This window comes from Gymnodinialimonas sp. 202GB13-11 (assembly GCF_040932485.1).
GTDB lineage: Bacteria > Pseudomonadota > Alphaproteobacteria > Rhodobacterales > Rhodobacteraceae > Gymnodinialimonas > Gymnodinialimonas hymeniacidonis.
Genome location: NZ_JBFRBH010000001.1, coordinates 1,894,860 through 1,912,100, shown reverse-complemented (window position 1 = coordinate 1,912,100; position 17,241 = coordinate 1,894,860). Strand labels below are relative to the sequence as shown.

At 61.7% G+C, this 17,241-nt stretch carries 21 protein-coding genes; 15 read left to right on the top strand and 6 right to left on the bottom strand.

Annotation, left to right across the window (positions count from 1 at the left end; all coding sequences use genetic code 11):
• Window positions 1-20: 20 nt before the first annotated feature.
• From V8J81_RS09565 to V8J81_RS09550, 4 genes are all read left to right on the top strand, one after another.
• A complete protein-coding gene (locus V8J81_RS09565) occupies window positions 21-401 on the top strand; it encodes a lysozyme inhibitor LprI family protein (RefSeq protein WP_368475521.1) in 381 nt (126 codons plus the stop codon).
• A 35-nt stretch (window positions 402-436) separates the two neighbouring features.
• Window positions 437-1,255 (top strand): cyclase family protein, encoded by an 819-nt coding sequence (locus V8J81_RS09560; protein ID WP_368475520.1) that lies wholly within the window; start codon window positions 437-439, stop codon window positions 1,253-1,255.
• A complete protein-coding gene (locus V8J81_RS09555; protein WP_368475519.1) occupies window positions 1,256-1,651 on the top strand; it encodes a carboxymuconolactone decarboxylase family protein in 396 nt (131 codons plus the stop codon). It begins immediately after the preceding gene.
• A 300-nt stretch (window positions 1,652-1,951) separates the two neighbouring features.
• A complete protein-coding gene (locus V8J81_RS09550) occupies window positions 1,952-2,566 on the top strand; it encodes a hypothetical protein (protein WP_368475518.1) in 615 nt (204 codons plus the stop codon).
• 10 nt (window positions 2,567-2,576) lie between these two features.
• Here V8J81_RS09550 and V8J81_RS09545 read toward each other — a convergent pair whose 3' ends face one another.
• Entirely contained in the window at window positions 2,577-3,383 is an 807-nt protein-coding gene (locus V8J81_RS09545) for a hypothetical protein (RefSeq protein WP_368475517.1), read from the bottom strand.
• Window positions 3,384-3,610: 227 nt separating this feature from the next.
• Between V8J81_RS09545 and V8J81_RS09540 the strand changes: the two genes are divergently transcribed.
• From V8J81_RS09540 to V8J81_RS09520, 5 genes are all read left to right on the top strand, one after another.
• On the top strand, window positions 3,611-4,516 hold the full coding sequence (locus tag V8J81_RS09540) for an AAA family ATPase (RefSeq protein WP_368475516.1): 906 nt from the start codon (window positions 3,611-3,613) through the stop codon (window positions 4,514-4,516).
• 91 nt (window positions 4,517-4,607) lie between these two features.
• A complete protein-coding gene (locus V8J81_RS09535; protein WP_368475515.1) occupies window positions 4,608-5,573 on the top strand; it encodes a hypothetical protein in 966 nt (321 codons plus the stop codon).
• Window positions 5,574-5,642: 69 nt separating this feature from the next.
• Entirely contained in the window at window positions 5,643-6,902 is a 1,260-nt protein-coding gene (locus V8J81_RS09530) for a vWA domain-containing protein (protein ID WP_368475514.1), read from the top strand.
• Between the two features lie 165 nt (window positions 6,903-7,067).
• Window positions 7,068-8,027, top strand: a complete 960-nt coding sequence (locus V8J81_RS09525; protein ID WP_368475513.1) for an XdhC family protein — start codon at window positions 7,068-7,070, stop codon at window positions 8,025-8,027.
• On the top strand, window positions 8,024-9,031 hold the full coding sequence (locus V8J81_RS09520) for a molybdopterin-binding protein (RefSeq protein WP_368475512.1): 1,008 nt from the start codon (window positions 8,024-8,026) through the stop codon (window positions 9,029-9,031). Before V8J81_RS09525 ends, V8J81_RS09520 begins: the two co-directional genes overlap by 4 nt.
• On the opposite strand, the gene V8J81_RS09515 is transcribed toward V8J81_RS09520, so the two are convergent.
• From V8J81_RS09515 to V8J81_RS09505, 3 genes are read right to left on the bottom strand one after another with little or no spacing between them, the layout of a single operon-like run.
• Window positions 9,025-9,708 carry a DUF899 domain-containing protein gene (locus tag V8J81_RS09515; protein ID WP_368475511.1) on the bottom strand — a complete coding sequence of 228 codons (684 nt, stop codon included), beginning with the start codon at window positions 9,706-9,708 and terminating at the stop codon, window positions 9,025-9,027. The genes V8J81_RS09520 and V8J81_RS09515 overlap by 7 nt on opposite strands.
• Complete coding sequence (locus V8J81_RS09510; RefSeq protein ID WP_368475510.1) at window positions 9,705-10,142, bottom strand: SRPBCC family protein; 438 nt, start codon at window positions 10,140-10,142, stop codon at window positions 9,705-9,707. The genes V8J81_RS09515 and V8J81_RS09510 overlap by 4 nt, the downstream gene beginning before the upstream one ends.
• Window positions 10,139-10,480 carry an ArsR/SmtB family transcription factor gene (locus tag V8J81_RS09505; protein ID WP_368475509.1) on the bottom strand — a complete coding sequence of 114 codons (342 nt, stop codon included), beginning with the start codon at window positions 10,478-10,480 and terminating at the stop codon, window positions 10,139-10,141. The genes V8J81_RS09510 and V8J81_RS09505 overlap by 4 nt, the downstream gene beginning before the upstream one ends.
• Window positions 10,481-10,646: 166 nt before the next feature.
• Here V8J81_RS09505 and V8J81_RS09500 point away from each other — a divergent pair, with 166 nt between their 5' ends.
• The 5 genes from V8J81_RS09500 (at window position 10,647) to V8J81_RS09480 (ending at window position 15,171) form a co-directional block, all read left to right on the top strand.
• Entirely contained in the window at window positions 10,647-11,132 is a 486-nt protein-coding gene (locus V8J81_RS09500; RefSeq protein WP_368475508.1) for a (2Fe-2S)-binding protein, read from the top strand.
• A gap of 2 nt (window positions 11,133-11,134) precedes the next feature.
• A complete protein-coding gene (locus V8J81_RS09495; RefSeq protein WP_368475507.1) occupies window positions 11,135-11,344 on the top strand; it encodes a hypothetical protein in 210 nt (69 codons plus the stop codon).
• Window positions 11,345-11,389: 45 nt separating this feature from the next.
• Window positions 11,390-13,756, top strand: a complete 2,367-nt coding sequence (locus V8J81_RS09490) for a xanthine dehydrogenase family protein molybdopterin-binding subunit (protein ID WP_368475506.1) — start codon at window positions 11,390-11,392, stop codon at window positions 13,754-13,756.
• A 12-nt stretch (window positions 13,757-13,768) separates the two neighbouring features.
• Entirely contained in the window at window positions 13,769-14,560 is a 792-nt protein-coding gene (locus V8J81_RS09485; RefSeq protein WP_368475505.1) for an FAD binding domain-containing protein, read from the top strand.
• A gap of 65 nt (window positions 14,561-14,625) precedes the next feature.
• Window positions 14,626-15,171: a sugar O-acetyltransferase gene (locus tag V8J81_RS09480; RefSeq protein ID WP_368475504.1), complete on the top strand. Its 546-nt coding sequence runs from the start codon at window positions 14,626-14,628 to the stop codon at window positions 15,169-15,171.
• Here V8J81_RS09480 and V8J81_RS09475 read toward each other — a convergent pair.
• Together V8J81_RS09475 and infC are read right to left on the bottom strand one after the other, a co-directional pair.
• Entirely contained in the window at window positions 15,168-15,434 is a 267-nt protein-coding gene (locus tag V8J81_RS09475; protein ID WP_368475503.1) for a hypothetical protein, read from the bottom strand. The genes V8J81_RS09480 and V8J81_RS09475 overlap by 4 nt on opposite strands.
• A 105-nt stretch (window positions 15,435-15,539) precedes the next feature.
• Window positions 15,540-16,082 (bottom strand): translation initiation factor IF-3, encoded by a 543-nt coding sequence (gene infC / locus V8J81_RS09470; protein ID WP_368477623.1) that lies wholly within the window; start codon window positions 16,080-16,082, stop codon window positions 15,540-15,542.
• Between the two features lie 190 nt (window positions 16,083-16,272).
• Here infC and V8J81_RS09465 point away from each other — a divergent pair, with 190 nt between their 5' ends.
• Window positions 16,273-17,217 carry a hypothetical protein gene (locus V8J81_RS09465; protein ID WP_368475502.1) on the top strand — a complete coding sequence of 315 codons (945 nt, stop codon included), beginning with the start codon at window positions 16,273-16,275 and terminating at the stop codon, window positions 17,215-17,217.
• Window positions 17,218-17,241 lie beyond the last annotated feature (24 nt).

The window sequence follows — 17,241 nt, the reverse complement described above, 5'->3', positions numbered from 1 at the left end:
CAGCGCCTAGGCTTCGGCGGATGACGTATTTCCGAATTCTGGCGCTGCTTGCGCTCTTTGTGATGGCTGTTGGACTTACCCAGACCGCCCACGCGCAACTTGACCCTTGCGATCCGAACCAGCCGCAATCGGCGCTGACGCTGTGCAATGCAGAGCGCCTCGACGCCTGGGATGGGTTGCTGAACGAGGTCTATCAGCGGGTGATCGGTACGTTGGATGAAGCGCAGGAAGAGAACCTGCGGCAGGCGCAGCGGGCGTGGATCACCTACCGTGATCTGACCTGCGGGATGGAGCGGGCGCGGTATGAGGGTGGCTCCATCGCGCCGATGATCGAATTGACCTGTCTGACGCGGCTGACCGAGCGGCGGACGCGTGATCTGGAGGAGTATATGCGGCCCTGACGCGGGCAAAGGAATTCAACAAGGAGGTAAGTGAAATGTGCGATATTTGCGTGATGAACTCGGTGAAGGAGCGGATGCTTTCGCGCCGGAATTTCTTCAAGGGATCGGCGGCGGCGGCCGTTGGGGCCACGGCAATGGGCGCGGTGAAGGCGACGCCGGCCTTGGCGGATGGCCATGGCTCAGTCATCGACATGACCCACACGTTCAGCGAGGATTTCCCGACCTGGGGCGGAGAGCCGGGCATGTCACGGGAGAAGATGTTCGACTTCGCCGATGCAGGTTTCAACCTCTACAACATGACGACCAGTGAACATGCGGGCACGCATATTGATGCGCCGCTGCATTTCTCTGCCGACGGGATGTCGGTCGATGAGATCCCCGTCAGCAATCTGGTGGCCCCGCTTTGTGTTGTCGATATCGCGGCGCGCGCGGCGGAGGATGCCGATACGATGGTCACGCCGGACGATTTGCTGGCGTGGATCGATGCCCATGGTGACATTCCCGATGGGGCTTGCGTGGCGATGCATTCTGGTTGGGCTAGCAAGGCCTCGGGCGCAGAATTCCGGAATGCCGATGGGGATGGACTTGGTCACTATCCGGGCTTCCATATCGAAGCGACGCAGATGTTGCTGGAGACGGGTGCGGCCTCCATCGCCGTGGATACGCTGTCGCTGGATCACGGGGCGAGCCAGGATTTCGCGACGCATTACGCGTGGCTGCCTGCGGGGCGCTACGGGATCGAGTGTATCGCGGGGCTGGATCAGGTGCCTGCCGCAGGGGCCACGCTGGTTGTGGGGGCCTCCAAGATCGCGGGCAGCACCGGCGGGCAGGCGCGCATCTTTGCGATGGTCTGAATGGGGACCGTTCCGCTTTTGAGGGATGAGGAGGTCAGCGCCGAGGCGCTGGCCGTCTTCAATGAGATCCGTGCGGTGCGGGGCACGGATTACGTCAACAATTTCTGGCGCGCCTTGGCCCATGATCCGGCGCTTCTGAAAGCGACGTGGGAGCGATTGAAGGACGTAATGGCGCCGGGAGCTTTGGATCCGTTGGTCAAGGAGATGATCTATGTGGCGGTCAGCACGGCAAATGGCTGCTCCTATTGCGTGCATTCCCACACGGCGGCGGCGAAGGCCAAAGGGATGAGCGCCGAGATGTATGGCGAATTGCTCGCGGTCATTGGCATGGCGATGCAGACGAATGGGATCGTGACGGGGCTTCAGGTGCCCGTTGATGAGGCATTCGAGGCGTGAGGTTCACTGGTGCGATCCTGATGATTGGGCTTGCAGGGTGCGGGCAACAAGTTCTTGAGGTGCCGACACAGACGGGTGTGACCCGGTTCTCAGTTACTGGTCAGTTATGTTTCATAGGATGCCGTGTCACCCTTCGCGACGAACAGGGGTTGGACTGCGTGGGATACGGGCCGATCCCACCCCGTGACGGTGGTGTTCCGAGCGTCATTGAATGCCCCGGACAAGATGCGCTGTATCTGAATGATTGAACCGGTGCGTCGGGGCGTTGAGCTCTGGTGATATGGAAGGAAGGGATGGGATTTGGAAATTTCGAGCGACGTGAAAGCCCGGGGTGCAAGACCGCACCGCGCCATGGCTGCATTGGGTCTATTGCTTGGCAGTGTCTGGCCCGTGGCCGCGGGCGCAACTTGCGCCTCCGCAGACGATTTGGCGGGCGGTATCCGGTTTGAAATGCCAAGCGGGGCCTCTTGGGATTTGTCCGGTCAGGGTGCCGACCGTGTCGCGTATTTCCAGTGGTCGCCAGATTTTCCGACCCAGAGGATGGATTTGACGCGAGACATCTTCATCGTAAGCCTTGTGAGCGAAGACATGGCCGAGCCGTGGCGTGCTGAATTTGCCCCGCTGCCGTCCGCATCACCGTCGCCGGGGCTTACCTGGGAAACGCGGATGTCTTCCAGCGGGCTTGGCATCAACCGCGTGGATGGCATGACATATACTTTCGGTGCAGCGCAGGAGCTTTCGTTCGGCGCTTGTCGCTATACCTACCTTCCCATGACCTTGCAGAGCGACCCGATCAGCACCGAAGGCGACCGCAATGTGTCGGAGTATTTCTACTTTCCCGAACTGGGTGGGGTGGTCATTCAGAGCGACGGGTACGGGAATAGCTGGCCCATAACCGGCATCTCCGCGCGATAGGCGCGACCGGTTAGCGCCGCGTGGAGAGGGTTTCGCGGTAGATCGGATGGGCGTGCAACACCGGGCGCAAGGCGGCGCGCGCTGCCTTTCTATCCAGTGTGCCGCGCATCAGGTGGCGGGTCAGTGGCACAAGTGCTTCGGGCTGTTTGAACGCCTCTGAAAGCGCGTCCCCGGCCAGTGAAAAGCCTATCCGTGTGGTTTGCGGCCCCCGGAACAGAGCGGCCTGTGCGGCATCGGATGGATCGCGCGGGTCGAACAGGATCGTAACCTGCGCTGCGCTTTCCAGGGCCTCGGGGCCGAGAGGCTGGGGGGTGTCTGGATCAGCGCGGCGATCAGCACGGAAGCGCGTCTCAAACGGTGCATGTCTGGCGCTTATGGCGGCTGCCGGTCGGGACAACAGAACGCGCGCGCCCGGCATATGAACGGCGGCGCGGGCGGCGGCGTGGCCGCAATCGGGGCCAGATGCCAGCAGGATGATGTGCTTGAAGCTTGCAAAGAAGCCGTCTGCGGCAAGGCCAGTCAGCATCGCCTCAACCTCGTCGCTGCGGAACCAGGTGCGCCCGACGGACATCAGGGACAAGAGCGACACGTCATGCGCTGGCACGGCATCAAAGCCCAATGGCAACCCCTCGGCCCCTTTGCTCCACAGGCCATCTGCGCGGTCAAAGCTGACCAGAAGCGTGTCGGATTCCTCCTCCACCATTAGGGCGAAGTGGCGTGCATCCAGACGAGAGAAGAGGCCATGATCGGACCCAATGCGCCCCAAATGTCGAACCCATTCGCGGCGTGGATCAATCGGGGCACTTGTATCAGGCATGGGCAGAGGCACTCTGAAAAAAAGGGGTCTTACTACAGCAAATGTGGCCCACCATGCCACGCGGCAAGGTTTTGCGGAAGAGTGTGGCGGGAATGCGAAACCGGTCCGACAATTCGGTGGGTTTTGGTAAACGATCCGTAAACAATTCATTTGAAAGCGACTTCCCCGATGGCTTGACCATCGCACGCCATCTGGCCTTGATGGCAAGGTTGCATTCCGGAGGGGCCATGGCTGCGTTTGAAACGATTGATCGCGTTCAGGAAACGCTGGCAGAGCAGGGTTATGTCTGCGGACGGGCGCTGGCCACGGTTGTGTTCCTGTCCCTCAAACTGGGGCGCCCTCTGTTTCTGGAAGGGGAGGCCGGGACCGGCAAGACCGAGATCGCAAAAGCGATTGCAGCCAGCCTTGGGCGGCGGTTGATCCGCTTGCAATGCTATGAAGGATTAGATGCGTCCAGCGCGGTCTATGAATGGAACTTCGCCGCACAGATGGTAGCAATCCGCACGGCCGAGGCGGCGGGCGGGGCCGAGCGCGGCGCGCTTCAGGGGGAGTTGTTCAGCGAGGACTACCTGATCGAGCGCCCGCTGCTGGAGGCGATGCGCCCTGATCCGGCGGGCGCGCCGGTGCTGCTGATCGACGAAATCGACCGCACCGATGAGCCTTTCGAGGCCTTTTTGCTGGAAGCTTTAAGTGATTTTCAGGTGACGATCCCAGAACTTGGAACGGTGAAAGCGCCCGAGCCGCCCATCGTGATCCTGACCTCAAACCGTACGCGGGAGGTGCATGACGCGCTGAAACGGCGGTGCCTCTACCATTGGGTCGATTATCCCGATCTGGAACGCGAGCTTGCGATCCTGGCCGCGCGTGTGCCCGAGGCGGCAGGCGAGTTGAGCCGCGAAGTGGTGGCCTTTGTGCAGCGGCTGCGCACGGAAGATCTGTTCAAACGCCCCGGCGTGGCGGAGACGCTGGATTGGGCGAAATGCCTTCTGGCGCTGGATGTGATCGAACTGAGCCCCGAGGTGATAGCAGATACGTTGGGCGCGATCCTGAAATATCAGGACGACATCCAGAAGCTGCAAGGTTCTGAAGCGAAACGCATTCTTGATGATCTGCGGGCGGACGCCCTGTCTTGAACGGTCGGTCCTATTTGCCGGTTTTCTTTGACAGAACGGCTGCTTGCGCCGTTAATTTCGTCAGGGAAAAGACGTTTCGAGGACCAAGGACATGAATTCAAACTTTTTCAGCACGGTTGTTCTGGCCGTTGTTCTTTCACTTGGCGGTTGGGTCGGAGAGGCCTCGGCCCAGTTGCGCGACCCTTGCCCGGCGGAATGGGCCGGAGACGGGGATTGCGATGAGCCTAACGGTTTGAACCTGTGCGCCTGGGGCACAGACCCGGTTGATTGTTCCAACCCCAATGCGAATTACGGCGTGGGCGCGGGGTACAGCGCGGGCGTCTATACCACACCGCAGCCGACCCCCATTCCAGTGCCGACCCCTGCACCGGCTCCGGTTCCGGCTTCATGCCCGTTCACCAATGACGGCGATTGTGACGAGCCCAACGGGTTGAACCTGTGCGCCTGGGGGACGGACCCGGTCGATTGCTCGAACCCGAATTCCAACCACGGCTCTGGCCCCGGTTATTTTGCCGGGATCTACGCGCAAAATAACCCGCAACCCGCACCTCAACCGGTGCCGCAGCCTTTGCCGCAACCCACACAACCCGCGATGACGGCAATCAGCGGTGGGGCCTTCGTACACGGCGGCGGCGGCGGCACCTCGGGCTGCCCAAATTACGCTATCGCCAATACGGCGTTCGGACAGCACACAATGTATGCGGGGCAGGGCAGCTACCGCGTGCCGCGGATCACGGCGGGCGGGCGTTTTGCGCTGACCAACTGTTTCCCCGGCACAGGCTGGCGTGGCTTCACGATCACACGGCCGGATTTCCGCTTCTTCTATCAAGGTGTCTCGCAAACGGGGCGGATTACCTTCCAGCTGACCTCCAATGCAGTCGACACGGTGCTGCTGATCAACACGCCGGATGGGCAGTGGTTCTTCAACGATGACAGCAATGGCACCTTCAACTCGACCCTGACCTTCTCGCCCGTGTTGCAGGGCCAGTACGATATCTGGGCCGGGGCCTATAACCTCTCGTCCAACAACCCGGCGGAGCTGTGGGTCTACGAATAAGCGCATCTGCCTAAGCCTTCTGCGCCCCCGGCCTTGACGTGAGGCCGGGGGCGTTCTCTGTTCAGAGCCATGGAACATGCGCCGCTGGAGCTGCCGGACGACCCGCAGCTTACAACCAACATCACCCATTTTGCGCGCGCTTTGCGGGTGGCGGGCCTGCCGGCGGGGCCGGGGCGGGTGGCCGATGCGATCCGTGCGGTGGCGGCGGCGGGGTTCGGGGAACGGGCGGATTTCTATTATACGCTGCGCGCCTGTTTCACGGCGCGGCCTGAGCATCGGGCGGTATTTGACCAGGTCTTTCGCCTGTATTGGCGCGACCCGCGCTACCTGGAACACATGATGTCGATGCTGACACCTGCCGTGCGTGGTGTAGCCGAGGACCGGACGGTCAAATCGGCCGAGAAGCGCGCGGCGGAGGCGCTGCTGCATGGGGTCGACCGCGATGCGCCAGATATGGGCGACGGTGAGGCGGGTGGCACCGAGATCGAGGTGGATACGACGCTGACGATGAGCCGGGAAGAGCGGCTGAAAACGCTGGATTTCGAGCAGATGTCTGTGGCCGAGATGGCCGAGGCCAAGCGGATCATCGCGCAGATGACGCTGTCTGTGCCGCCTTTGGTCAGTCGTAGAACCGAAGCTGCGGCCCACGGTTCGCGGCCTGATTGGCGGCGCACGATGCGCGGCGCCATGGCGCGGGGCGGTGACGTGGTCGAATTTGCGCGCAAGGATCGGCGGGAGCGGTGGCCCTCGCTGGTGGCGTTGTGTGATATCTCCGGCTCGATGAGCAGCTATTCTCGTGCGGTTCTGCACTTTCTGCACGCGGTCTCGAATGCGAAAGGGGCCGGGTGGGCGGAGGTGCATGCCTTCACCTTCGGCACGCGGCTGACGAATATCACCCGCCACATGGGCGCGCGGGATGTGGATGCGGCTTTGGCCGCCGCCGGGGCCGAGGCGCAGGATTGGGAAGGCGGGACGCGCATCGGGGCCTGCCTTGAAGCGTTCAACCGCGATTGGTCGCGCCGGGTTCTGGGCCGCGGTGCGGTGGTCTTGCTGATCACCGACGGTTTGGACCGGGATGAGCCGGAGCGGCTGGAGGCGGCGATGGAGCGACTGGCGCTGTCGTCGCGCAGGGTGATCTGGGTGAACCCGCTGTTGCGCTGGGATGGTTTTGCGCCGAAAGCAGCGGGCATTCGCGCGATGCTGCCCCATGTGTCGAGCTTTCGGGCAGGCCACAACATCGCGGCTTTGGCCGGGTTGGCCGAGGCTGTGGCGCGGCCCGACGATCCGGGGGAAAAAGCGCGACTGACGTCGGCGTTGCGGGCGAGTTGATCTGTTCGCAAATGGAGCGGCTTGCGCCGCACGTGATGTTTTGTGGCTCGCGCCGTTGGCGCGATTGGGGTTCCACCCCAAACCCCGGAAGTATTTCAGACCAGTGGAAGAGCAGGTTGCGCTGCGAGTGCCGGGCGCTAGGGTTCGTTCAGGGAGGCCTGTGTGATGGATGATCTGGAACGGATGCCAGAGCTGGCGTTGGACTGGCATCGATCGGGTAACGGCGCGGTGCTGGCGACGGTCGTGGAAACCTGGGGCTCGGCGCCGCGGGCAGTTGGCTCGCAGCTTGTGGTCTCAGGCCACGGTGAAATGGAAGGCTCCGTCTCGGGTGGCTGCGTCGAGGGGGCCGTTGTGGTTGAAGCCATGGATATGGTCGGCGGCGCTGCCGGAAAGATGCTGGAATTTGGCGTCTCCGATGACGAGGCCTTTGCCGTGGGGCTGGCCTGTGGTGGGCGGATCAAGGTCTGGGTCGAGCCGGTGGCGGCGATGGGGGAGGCCGTGCTGGCGGATCTTGTCGAGGCCCGCGCAGCGCGGCGTGCAGTGGCCTATGAAGTAGATGTGGCGTCGGGTGCGCGGCGTTTGGCCGGGGTCGAAGCCTGGCCGGATCGGTTTCGCGCAGACAAATCGGGCATGGAGGCCGATGTGTTTGTGCACATCCACAACCCGCCGCTGCGCATGATTGTGGTGGGTGCCGTTCACATCGCGCAGGCGCTTTTGCCGATGGCACGGATGGCGGGATATGACCCGGTTCTGGTGGATCCGCGCCCGGCCTTCGGGGCAGCGGCGCGCTTTCCGGGTGAGCGGATCGTGGAGGAGTGGCCCGATGAGGCATTGGACGCGATTGGATTGGATGCGCGCACGGCGGTCGTAACGTTGACCCATGACCCAAAACTGGACGATCCAGCAATTATGAAGGCGATGCGGTCGGAGGTGTTCTACCTTGGATGTCTGGGGTCGACCAGGACCCATGCCAAGCGCGTGACACGTTTGGAAGAGGCGGGGTTTAAGGCAGAGCAAATTGCGCGCATTCACGCGCCGGTTGGCCTGGATATTGGGGCGCAGGGACCGGGCGAGATTGCGGTCTCCGTCATGGCTGAGGTGACGCAAAGGCTGCGGCGTCCATGAAGTTCGGACCGGTTCCGGTGGCCGAAGCGGAGGGGGCGTATCTTGCCCATGGACGCGTTGCGTCCGACCCCGCGAATCCTGAAAGCCTTGTCTACACAATCCCAAAGGGCACGCGCCTGACCGCGCAACATCTGGATGATCTGACGAAGAACGATGTGACGGACGTAATCGTCGCGCGACTTGAGCCCGGTGATTTGCACGAGGATGAGGCGGCGGCGCGGATTGCTGCGGCTTTGTGCGGTCCGGGGTTGGAGGCCGGGGAAGCGGCCACGGGGCGGGTGAATTTGCGCGCGACGTCGAGCGGGATCGTTGTGGTGGATGCGGCAGCGATTGACGTGATCAACCGGATCAACCCAGCCATAACGGTTGCAACAGTGCCGGAATGGGCGCGCCTCGGCCCGCGCGGTTTGGCCGTGACCGTCAAGATTATTCCCTTCGCGGCACCTGAGCAGGACGTAGAAGAGGCCTGTACGCGTGGTGCGGGAGCGGTGCGCTTGCTGGAAGGGCAGATCGCCTCTGCCAGCCTGATCGAGACCAGCGTTGATGCGGCCGAACCCTCCGATAAGGGTAGGCGGTCAGTAAAGGGACGGCTGGATCAGTTCTCCGTCCTGTTGAGTGAGCGCGTTGTTGTGCGCCATCGAGCGGAGATGCTGGCGAAGGCTTTGACGGATGCTCCGGGGGAGTTGCTGTTGATCCTGACAGGCTCCGCCACATCAGATGGCGAGGATGTGGCACCAGCTGCCGTGCGGGCGGCAGGTGGGGAGGTTTTGCACTACGGAATGCCGGTTGATCCGGGCAATCTGCTTTTTCTGGGGCGGATCGGTGAGCGCCCCGTGATCGGATTGCCTGGATGTGCACGCTCACCCGCTCTGAACGGGGCGGATTGGGTGATGGAACGAGTGATTTGTGGCGTCCCTTTGGAGCAGATCGATATTGCCGGCATGGGCGTGGGCGGGTTGCTAAAGGAAATACCCTCGCGTCCGCGCCCACGGGATGCTCAGTAATCGTCGCGGCGCCTGAGCCACGCCATGCCCTTGCCCCCTTCATCGCGACCCTTCGGCAGCAAATCCATCAAGCCATAGGCGGCATTGAATTGCTCCAGCCCGCGGGCAAAGGTCTGGTAGGTCAGAAAAATCTCCTCTCCTTCCTTGGCGAATACGCTCAGCCCCGGGGCCTCATTCACCGGAAAGCCGGAGGATCCGAAATTGTATGCGATGGTCCCATCTGTGCGCTCAGCATCGGTGAAGCGGACGCCCATATCACAGCCAAAATCGCCGTCCACCTCTGAGAGCCACGGAATGGTCCAGCCCATGCGGGACTGATAGGCCGAGATTTGCGCGGTTGAGGCAGATGATGTGAGAACCAACTGCGCGTCGCGCGCCGCAAGATGCGGGCGCAGCCCCTCCAGATTGTCGACCCAGAACGAGCAGGACGGGCATCCGGCCTCCCATTCGGGTGGGAACATGAAATGGTAGACGAGAAGCTGGCTGTGCGGGCCGAAAAGGTCGGCCAGCACGTAAGATCGGTCCTCGGCGGCGAAGCGGTAGGCGCGGGTCACAGGCACCCGTGGCAGGGCACGGCGCTTGCGGGCCAGATCATCGCTGGCCCGTTTGTGCGCTTTTTCCGCCGCAAGAAGATCGTGGCGGGCGGACAGCCAGTTGGTATTCTCAGTAACCCTCATGCGATTGCCTCCGACAGCGTTGCAAGAATTGCGCCCCAACCGGCCTCATGATCTTTACGACTTTCTTCACTGGGGAACCGGATATGATGCAAACGCACTTCCGTGCCGCCCTTTACGGCGGTGAAATCGAGCGTCACGGTTGAATCCTCACCTGTTGTGAACGGGCTGTTCCATGTGAAAACGATGCGGTTGGGCCGGTCGAGTGTTTGGTAGATGCCCCAGTGCGGGATCTCCGTCTCTGGCGTCTGCATCACGATATCGAAGCGTCCGCCGAGCCGTGGGTCGTTTTCGGCCCGTGCAATCGTGACGGATGCGCCGGGGCGCATGAATTGCGCCAATTTCTCTGCATCCAGCCAAGCGTCATAAAGCGCTTCTGGCGGGGCGGCGATGGTGCGGGTGCAGGTGAGTTCGAGGTCCTTGGATGCAGTGGTCATTTGGCGGCTCCTTTGGTGATGATTTGGTCGAGCGCATCCAGACGTTGATCCCAAATCGACCGAAGCTGGGTGAACCATTGGTCCACTTCGGCGAGAACCTCTGGCTTCAGCTCGATGTAATGCTCACGCCATTCGGTGCGGCGTGAGACCAAGCCCGCCCCCTCAAGGACTTTGATGTGTTTTGAGATGGCGTTCAGGCTCATCGGGAATTGATTTTGGATCACGCTGATCGTCAGCGGACCTTGTTGTGCCAGAAGCGTCAGAATGGCGCGCCGTGTCGGGTCGCTGGCGGCCTTCAGGATGCGGGTGAGGGATGTGTCGTCTGATCGTTCAACCATATGGGTGAATTAGTGAACTATTCTGCATCAGTCAACCGTATGGATGAATGATGCCGCGCCTGCACAAGCATCTTTCCGCGCAAATGCCTGAAAAAAGGGCGGAATTACCTGTTTGTGAATCCCCGCATCCATGTTTGGATGGAGGCAATAACCAAGGGAGGATTGAATGACCCAGGTGTCGATGACCGTGAACGGCCGTGCCGTTTCCGGGGATGTTGAAGGGCGGACACTGCTCAGTGAATTTTTGCGCGACGGTCAGCGGCTGACCGGAACCCATGTGGGCTGTGACACCAGCCAATGCGGGGCCTGCGTGGTGCATGTGAACGGCGAGGCAGTGAAAAGCTGCACGACGCTGGCGCTGGATGTGGAAGGGGCAGAGGTCAAAACCATCGAAGGCATGGCGAACGCCGATGGCTCGCTTGGTGTGATCCAGCAAGCGTTCCAGGACCATCACGGGCTTCAGTGCGGCTTCTGCACGCCGGGCATGGTGATGTCGGCGGCGGCCTTGCTGAAGGACAACCCAAAGCCCACCGAGGCCGAGGTGCGCGAATACCTTGAAGGCAATATCTGCCGCTGCACCGGCTATCATAACATCGTCAAGGCGATCATGGCGGCCAGCGGACAGGACGTATCGGCGATCGCTGCGGAGTAAACATGGTCCCGGATATCGTTTTCGTTTGGGCCATGGTGCTGGTTATGGAGGGGGGAGGAACCTTCGATACCGGCCTGCGCTACGACAGCGCTGAGGAATGCGAGGCCGCGGTTGCGGCGGCGACGTTCCAGCTCAACGACAACTCCCGGTCGCAACAGGTTGTGCAACAGATGGTGTGCCTGCCCACGGCCGGTGATGGGATTGCAAATTGAATTGAGGGCTATGGTGCCCTGAACAAGTTCATAGGGAGGACGACCATGCCGAAGGATTCAGGTATTGGCGCAAGTTCCAAGCGGCGGGAGGATGTTCGGTTTCTGACCGGGCAGGGCCGCTACACAGACGATATCAACCTGCAGGGTCAGGCTTACGTGCATTTCCTGCGCTCGGACGTGGCGCATGGGGTGTTGAAGAACGTGGACACCAGTGCGGCGGCAGCGATGCCGGGCGTGGTGCGCATCTTCACCGGCGCGGATTTCGAAGGCGTGGGTGGTGTTCCCTGCGGTTGGCAGGTGACCGACAAGCATGGCGAGCCGATGCAGGAACCCGCGCACCCGATCCTGGCGCAAGGCAAGGTTCGCTATGTGGGCGATGCGATTGCCGCAGTGGTGGCTGAGACGCCTGCACAGGCGCGCAATGCAGCAGAAGCGATCGAGTTGGATATCGAAGAGCTTCCGGCGGTTGTGGACATGAAGGCTGCAGTCGCGGATGGCAGCACCAAGGTGCATGACGATCTGACGTCGAACCTTTGCTATGACTGGGGTTTTGTTGAGGAAAACAAGCCTGCCGTGGATGCCGCGTTCGAGGCTGCGGCCCATGTGACGACGCTGGAGTTGGTCAACAACCGGCTTAGCCCGAACCCGATGGAGCCACGTGTTGCGGTGGGTGACTATGCGGTGGGAACCGACGATTCCACGCTCTACACCACATCTCAAAACCCCCATGTGATCCGCCTTCTGATGGGCGCGTTCGTACTTGGTATCCCTGAGCACAAGCTGCGGGTTGTGGCGCCCGATGTGGGGGGCGGTTTTGGTTCGAAGATCTTCCACTATGTCGAAGAAGCGTTTGTCACCTTCGCGGCAAAGCAGTGCCGCCGTCCGGTGAAATGGACCTCGTCGCGGAGCGAGGCGTTCATCACCGACGCCCATGGCCGCGACCACGTCACCAAGATCGAACTGGCGCTGGATGCGGACAACAACTTCACCGGCATTCGGACCGAGACCTATGCGAATATGGGGGCTTACCTGTCCACCTTCGCGCCGAGTATTCCAACGTGGCTGCACGGCACGCTGATGGCGGGCAACTACAAGACGCCCAATATCTATGTGAACGTGAAGGCGGTGTTTACCAATACCGTGCCAGTAGACGCCTACCGTGGCGCGGGCCGCCCCGAGGCGACGTTCCAGTTGGAGCGTGTGATCGACAAGGCGGCGCGGGAATTGGGCGTCGACCCGATTGAATTGCGCCGCCAGAACTTCATCACCGAATTCCCCTACGCCACGCCTGTGGCCGTGGAATACGACACCGGTGACTATGAAGGCACGATGTCGAAGCTGTTGGAGATGATTGACCGGGATGGGTTCGAGGCCCGCCGTGCGAAATCGGCTGAGAACGGCAAGCTGCGTGGGCTTGGCGTGAACTGTTATATCGAGGCGTGCGGTATCGCGCCGTCGGCTTTGGTGGGGCAGTTGGGCGCGCGCGCTGGCCTCTATGAATCGGCGACTGTGCGCGTGAATGCCACCGGCGGTTTGGTTGTGATGACCGGGTCGCACAGCCATGGGCAGGGGCATGAGACCTCATTCGCCCAGGTCGTGGCTGACATGATCGGCATCGACGAAAACATGGTCGAAGTCGTCCATGGCGACACGGCCAACACGCCGATGGGCATGGGCACCTATGGCTCTCGCTCCCTCGCCGTGGGTGGGTCTGCTATGGTCCGTGCGACCGAGAAGATCATCGCAAAGGCCAAGAAGATCGCGGCCCACCTGATGGAAGCGGCCGAGGGCGATATTGAACTGAAGGACGGTCAGTTCAGCGTTGCCGGTACGGACAAATCGGTGGCTTGGGGCGATGTGACCCTCGCGGCTTACGTGCCGCACAACTACCCGCTCGAAGAGATCGAGCCGGGGCTGGAAGAAACCGCATTCTACGATCCAAACAACTTCACCTATCCCGCTGGCGCCTATGCTTGCGAGGTCGAAGTGGACCCCGACACCGGCAAGGTTGAGATCATGTCGTTTGCCGCAGCCGATGATTTCGGCAACGTGGTCAATCCGATGATCGTGGAAGGCCAGGTTCATGGCGGTTTGGCGCAAGGTATCGGTCAGGCTTTGCTGGAAAACGTGTCCTATGACGAGAACGGCCAGCTTCTGTCGGCCAGCTACATGGATTACACCATGCCGCGCGCTGACGACGTGCCGATGTTCCAGGTGGATCATTCCAGCGCTACGCCCTGCACGCACAACCCACTGGGCGTGAAAGGCTGCGGCGAGGCGGGGGCGATCGGCTCACCACCCTCGGTCGTAAACGCGGTTGTGGATGCCCTGCAGCGGGCGGGCCACACCAACGTCACCCATATCGACATGCCCCTGACGCCTGCGCGCGTTTGGGCGGCCATGCAGAATTAAGGAGAACCTCACATGTATAATTTCGAATTCTCCAAACCCACAACGATCGCAGATGCGGTCGCAGCGCTCGGGCAGGAGGAGGCCCAGGCGCTCGGTGGGGGGCAGACCCTGCTCCCCACCATGAAACAACGGCTTGCCCAGACCGAAACGCTGGTCTCGCTGAACGGGATTGCCGAGATGAAAGGCGTTTGCGTCAATGACGCGGGCCAGGTTTGCATCGGCGGTGCCACGACGCACGCAACCGTCGCGCGGGAGGCGGCTTCGCACTTCCCGGGCCTCGCGGGTCTTGCCGGTCGGATCGGTGATCCGGCAGTGCGCAATCGCGGCACCATCGGCGGCTCACTCGCCAACAACGACCCGTCCGCATGCTACCCTGCGGCGGTGCTTGGGGCAGGGGCCACGATCCTGACCAACGCACGTGAGATTGCAGCGGATGATTTCTTCGACGGCATGTTCACCACGGCCCTCGATGAAGGGGAAATCATCACCGAGGTGAAATTCCCGGTGCCTGAAGTGTCGAACTACCAGAAGTTCGTCCAACCCGCGTCGCGCTTTGCGCTCGTGGGCGTGTTCGTCTGCAAGTTCGCCGATGGCGTGCGTGTGGCTGTGACGGGGGCATCCTCTGACGGTGTGTTCCGGTGGGCGGAGGCCGAAGCGGCCCTGTCGTCGGACTTCTCGAAAGGGGCGGTCGATGGGCTTGCTGCGCCATCTGGCGATATGATAAGCGACCTGCACGGCACCGGTGAATACCGCGCGCATCTTGTGAAGGTGATGACAGGCAGGGCGGTCGCTGCGGCGTCCTAGACGCGCCTTAGCTTCGTTACAAACCGTCGGGGACATCCCCGGCGGTTTTTTCATGGGGGGTTTCGATGACAGAGCGGGAAAAGATGGAAGCGGGGGAATGGTACTGCTGCCTTGATCCGGCTTTGCAGGACCTTCAGACCATCGCCCGGACCGCGTGCCACCAACACCGGACGCAGGCGCCGGGGGGCTTGGGCGAGCTCACGCCCGAATTGGCCGCCCTCTTTGCCGAGGTCGGAGAGAATGCGATGATCGAAGCACCGTTCCACTGCTCGTTCGGCTTCAACACGTTTCTTGGCCGTGCAGTCTACATCAACGCCAATTGCGTGATCTTGGACAGCGGACGTGTCACCATTGGCGACCGGACAATGATCGGCCCTGCGGTGCAAATCTATTGTGCAGACCATCACCGGGACGTGAAATTGCGACGTCAGGGGATTGAGCGGGCACTGCCAGTAACTATCGGCACGGATGTTTGGATCGGTGGCGGAGCCATCCTCATGCCCGGCATTACCGTCGGGGATGAGGCGATTATCGGGGCAGGGGCCGTTGTGACGAAAGACGTCGCGCCGGGCACGCGCGTTGTGGGCAACCCGGCGCGTCCGTTGGCTTAGCGGTGGCCCGGAAGGAATTCCATGTGGGAGCTTTCGACCAGCGACCTGTCGAATTCCAAAGCCAGCACGAAGGTCACCCCATTGTCGGTTTCCAGCGTGTAGCTGACGACGCCTTCAAGCCGTGCGACCGGAGTGATCTCCGTCTCACCATTCACCGTCGTGCCTTGCAGCCCCATGGAAACGCGGCCACTGAAATCGAGTCCTTCAGCCGATGCCGTGCTCGAGATGGCCAACAAGGGCAGAGTGAAAAGAAATGCTTTCATGGTTTCATTTTGCGCCGAGTGCGCTGATTTCGCAACCTCGGGAAGTCCAGCAAAGAAAAAAGCGCGCCCGGATCGGACGCGCCTTTACGTTCGAGTATCAACCGCTCACTTCACCGGGTTGATCATCATCACCATCTGGCGACCTTCCATCTTGGGCATAGACTCGATCTTGCCGATCCCTTCGACCTCGTCCGCGACCTTTTCAAGCATCTCGCGGCCCAGGTTTTGGTGCGCCATCTCGCGGCCCCGGAAACGCAGGGTGACTTTCACCTTGTCGCCTTTTTCCAGAAACTTCACGGCGTCCTTCACCTTACGCTCAAAGTCGTGGTCGTCCGTACCCGGACGCATCTTCACTTCTTTGATGTCGATGGTTTTCTGTTTCTTACGGGCTTCGGCTTCGCGCTTCTGCGTCTCGTACTTGAACTTGCCAAAATCCATGATCTTGCAAACCGGCGGGTCTGCGTTTGGCGAGATTTCAACAAGGTCGAGGTCCACCTCGGCGGCCAGGTCCATGGCGCGGGCGGGGGTGACGACACCCAGGTTTTCACCTTCGGCCCCGATCAGTCGTACCTGGTCAGAGCGGATGCGGTCGTTGACGCGCGGGCCAGTGTCTCGTTGTGGCGGCGCGTTATGGGGTCTGCGGGCTATGGCGTTTGTCCTTCTGTAGCCTTTTTCCTTGGGTCGCTAAGCTATCTGTACCGCGCGGCATCTTCAAGGCGGGAAACGGCGCATTTGCATGCAAGGGGGAATGATCGCACATTTGCGCCATTGCACGTGCCGTTGGCGCGGGTTAATCGCATTTTCGTGATTTATGTCTGACCCACATGGGGGATCCAAGATGAGCAGAGCTCTTATTATCATTGTCATTCTCGCCGCACTTGGCGTTGGTGGCTATTTCCTGACCCAAGGCGAGGCGCCGTCGGTTGAAGAGGCCGTTGAGGCCGTAGGTGACGCAGCAGGCGATGCGGCAGAGACCGTGACCGAAGCCGCTGGCGATGCAGCCGAAGCTGCAGGCGACGCTGTTGAGGGTGCCGTTGAAGCCGTTGAAGAGGCCGCCGGCGAAGCTGCTGAGGCTGCCGAAGAGGTTGTCGAAGGCGCAACTGAGGCCGTTGAAGGCGCAGTTGAAGAGGTGACTGGCGCTGCCGATGAGGCAACTGAAGCCGCTGAAGAAGCTGCTGCCGCTGCCGAGGAAGAAGCTGCCGAAGCCGCCGCCGCCGCTGAGGCCGAGGCTGCCGAAGCCGCTGCTGCCGCAGAAGCAGAAGCCGCCGAAGCTGCTGCCGCTGCCGAAGCGGAAGCCGCTGAAGCCGCCGCGGCTGCAGAAGCTGAAGCCGCCGCTGCGGAAGAAGCCGCTGCCGAAGCTGCCGCCGCCGCTGAGGCCGAGGCCGCCGAAGCTGCTGCTGCCGCAGAGGCAGAAGCTGCTGCAGCTGCAGAGGAAGCCGCAGCCGCTGCTGAGGAAGTGACTGAAGCCGCAGAAGGTGCAGCTGACGATGCAGCCGCTGCTGTTGAAGGCGCCGTAGATGAAGCTGCCGACGCCGCTGCGGAGGGCACGGAAGCTGCTGCTGAGGCGGCGGACGCGGCCGCCGGTGGTGCAACTGAGATCCTGTCGAACCTCTTCACTGAAGAGGGCTTTGACTTCGACCAGGCCACTGCGGCGCTGGAAGAGGCCGACATCTCCGCTCCGGTTCGTCTGGCTGTGACCACCGCGCTGGAAGGCGCGCGCGACAACCCTGATCTGCTGGGTGCCGCACTTGAGCAGGCCCGCGCGGCTCTGGGCCTCGAATAAGCCCAATCCAAGCGATTGAACAAA

Coding starts and splice junctions, on each gene's coding strand:
- V8J81_RS09490 (WP_368475506.1), top strand. CDS start 11,390: ATGCCGAAGGATTCAGGTATTGGCGCAAGTTCCAAGCGGCGGGAGGAT.
- V8J81_RS09525 (WP_368475513.1), top strand. CDS start 7,068: ATGGATGATCTGGAACGGATGCCAGAGCTGGCGTTGGACTGGCATCGA.
- V8J81_RS09480 (WP_368475504.1), top strand. CDS start 14,626: ATGACAGAGCGGGAAAAGATGGAAGCGGGGGAATGGTACTGCTGCCTT.
- V8J81_RS09495 (WP_368475507.1), top strand. CDS start 11,135: ATGGTCCCGGATATCGTTTTCGTTTGGGCCATGGTGCTGGTTATGGAG.
- V8J81_RS09505 (WP_368475509.1), bottom strand. CDS start 10,480: ATGGTTGAACGATCAGACGACACATCCCTCACCCGCATCCTGAAGGCC.
- V8J81_RS09500 (WP_368475508.1), top strand. CDS start 10,647: ATGACCCAGGTGTCGATGACCGTGAACGGCCGTGCCGTTTCCGGGGAT.
- V8J81_RS09485 (WP_368475505.1), top strand. CDS start 13,769: ATGTATAATTTCGAATTCTCCAAACCCACAACGATCGCAGATGCGGTC.
- V8J81_RS09510 (WP_368475510.1), bottom strand. CDS start 10,142: ATGACCACTGCATCCAAGGACCTCGAACTCACCTGCACCCGCACCATC.
- V8J81_RS09530 (WP_368475514.1), top strand. CDS start 5,643: ATGGAACATGCGCCGCTGGAGCTGCCGGACGACCCGCAGCTTACAACC.
- V8J81_RS09475 (WP_368475503.1), bottom strand. CDS start 15,434: ATGAAAGCATTTCTTTTCACTCTGCCCTTGTTGGCCATCTCGAGCACG.
- V8J81_RS09515 (WP_368475511.1), bottom strand. CDS start 9,708: ATGAGGGTTACTGAGAATACCAACTGGCTGTCCGCCCGCCACGATCTT.
- V8J81_RS09540 (WP_368475516.1), top strand. CDS start 3,611: ATGGCTGCGTTTGAAACGATTGATCGCGTTCAGGAAACGCTGGCAGAG.
- V8J81_RS09555 (WP_368475519.1), top strand. CDS start 1,256: ATGGGGACCGTTCCGCTTTTGAGGGATGAGGAGGTCAGCGCCGAGGCG.
- V8J81_RS09560 (WP_368475520.1), top strand. CDS start 437: ATGTGCGATATTTGCGTGATGAACTCGGTGAAGGAGCGGATGCTTTCG.
- V8J81_RS09465 (WP_368475502.1), top strand. CDS start 16,273: ATGAGCAGAGCTCTTATTATCATTGTCATTCTCGCCGCACTTGGCGTT.
- V8J81_RS09565 (WP_368475521.1), top strand. CDS start 21: ATGACGTATTTCCGAATTCTGGCGCTGCTTGCGCTCTTTGTGATGGCT.
- V8J81_RS09535 (WP_368475515.1), top strand. CDS start 4,608: ATGAATTCAAACTTTTTCAGCACGGTTGTTCTGGCCGTTGTTCTTTCA.
- V8J81_RS09545 (WP_368475517.1), bottom strand. CDS start 3,383: ATGCCTGATACAAGTGCCCCGATTGATCCACGCCGCGAATGGGTTCGA.
- V8J81_RS09520 (WP_368475512.1), top strand. CDS start 8,024: ATGAAGTTCGGACCGGTTCCGGTGGCCGAAGCGGAGGGGGCGTATCTT.